Source organism: bacterium (genome assembly GCA_035945995.1).
Taxonomy (GTDB): domain Bacteria; phylum Sysuimicrobiota; class Sysuimicrobiia; order Sysuimicrobiales; family Segetimicrobiaceae; genus DASSJF01.
On sequence record DASYZR010000035.1, the window covers coordinates 1 to 1,733 of the forward strand.

Sequence of the window (1,733 nt, forward strand, 5' to 3'; positions counted from 1 at the left end):
ATGGGCGAGATCGACACTCGCCGCCAGGCGCTCAACGTGGCGCGGATGAGGATGCTCGGCGCCCAGGTGATTCCGGTCACCTCCGGCTCCCGCACCCTCAAGGACGCCATCAACGAGACGTTCCGTGACTGGGTTGCCAGCGTCGAGACCACGCACTATCTCTTCGGCACGGTCGCCGGTCCGCATCCCTTCCCGGCCATGATCCGTGATTTCCAGCGGGTGATCGGTGTGGAGGCCCGCCGCCAGATCCTCGAGCGCACCGGGCGGCTGCCGGATGCGGCGATCGCGTGTGTCGGCGGAGGGTCGAACGCGATCGGCCTGTTCCACGCCTTCCTCCCGGACGCGGGCGTACGCCTGATCGGCTGCGAGGCCGCCGGGCACGGCGTGGAGACCGGGAAGCACGCGGCGTCGCTGTCCGCCGGCGAGCCTGGCATCCTTCATGGGTCGCGCTCCTACGTCCTGCAGGACGACGAGGGCCAGATCGCCGAGCCCTGCTCGATCTCGGCCGGGCTCGACTATCCGGGCATCGGGCCTGAGCACGCGTACCTGCACGACATCGGCCGCGGCGAGTACCGTCCGGTCACCGACGACGCCGCGATGCGGGCCTTCCGGCTGCTGGCGTCGACCGAGGGCATCATCCCGGCGATCGAGAGCGCCCACGCGCTCGCCGGCGCCCTCGACGTCGGCGCCGAGCTCGGCCCGGACGCGCTGATCCTCGTGAACCTGTCCGGCCGTGGCGACAAGGACATGGACACCGCCGCCCGCTATTTCGGTCACCACGAAGACGCCGCCACGGTCGAGGGGTTGCCGAGATGAGCGGGAACACCCGGCTGCTCGCCGGCACCCTGGCCCGGGCGAGGCAGGAGAACCGGGCCGCGCTCATCGCGTACCTGCCGGCCGGCTTCCCGACCGTCAACGGGGGCATCGCCGCGATCCAGGCGGTCCTGACCAGCGGCGCCGACGTCGTCGAGGTCGGCCTGCCGCACAGCGATCCGGTGCTGGACGGCCCGGTAATCCAGACCGCCGACGACATCGCCCTGCGCGGCGGCGTCCGGATCAGCGACGTCATCCGGACGGTCCGGGAGGCGCACCGGGCCACGGGCAAGCCGGTCCTGGTGATGTCGTACTGGAATCCGATCGCCCGCTACGGCATCGAGCGTTTCGCCAGCGAGCTGGCCGAGGCCGGGGGCGCGGGCTGCGTCCTGCCCGACCTGCCGGTGCAGGAATCCGCGCCGTGGCGCCATCACGCGGCCGGGCACGGCCTCGCCACCGTCTTCGTGGTCGCGCCGAGCAGCACCGACGAACGACTGCGGGAAATCACCGCGGCCGGCTCGGGTTTCGTCTACGCCTCGGCACTGATGGGCGTCACCGGCACCCGCGCGTCCGTCAGCGATGCCGCGGGCGCTCTGGTGCGACGCGTCAGGGCGACCACCGAGCTCCCCGTCTGCGTCGGCATCGGCATCTCCAACGCCGCCCAGGCCGCGCGGGTGGCCGCCTTCGCCGACGGCGTGATCGTCGGGGCCGCCATGGTCAAGGCGATCCTCGACGCGCCCGACCAGGCCGCGGGACTCGGCGCCGTTCGGAAGCTCACCGCCGAGCTCGCCGACGGCGTCCGCCGCGCCCAAGGCCTGCTGCGGCATAGCGAGGGCCGCTGGGCATGAGGTGGTTGCGGACGAGCCTGTGCCAGCGTCGCTGGCGGTAGCGGAAGATCTGTTTCGCTACGGCGGCGACGG

General features: G+C 72.2%; 2 protein-coding genes. Both read left to right on the forward strand.

Going from position 1 to position 1,733, the window contains the following annotated elements:
• A partial coding sequence (locus tag VGZ23_03125; protein HEV2356587.1) for a tryptophan synthase subunit beta occupies positions 1 to 816 on the forward strand: 816 nt, incomplete at its 5' end.
• Complete coding sequence (gene trpA / locus VGZ23_03130; protein ID HEV2356588.1) at positions 813 to 1,661, forward strand: tryptophan synthase subunit alpha; 849 nt, start codon at positions 813 to 815, stop codon at positions 1,659 to 1,661. The genes VGZ23_03125 and trpA, both read left to right, overlap by 4 nt.
• Positions 1,662 to 1,733 lie beyond the last annotated feature (72 nt).

Coding starts and splice junctions, on each gene's coding strand:
- trpA (HEV2356588.1), top strand. CDS start 813: ATGAGCGGGAACACCCGGCTGCTCGCCGGCACCCTGGCCCGGGCGAGG.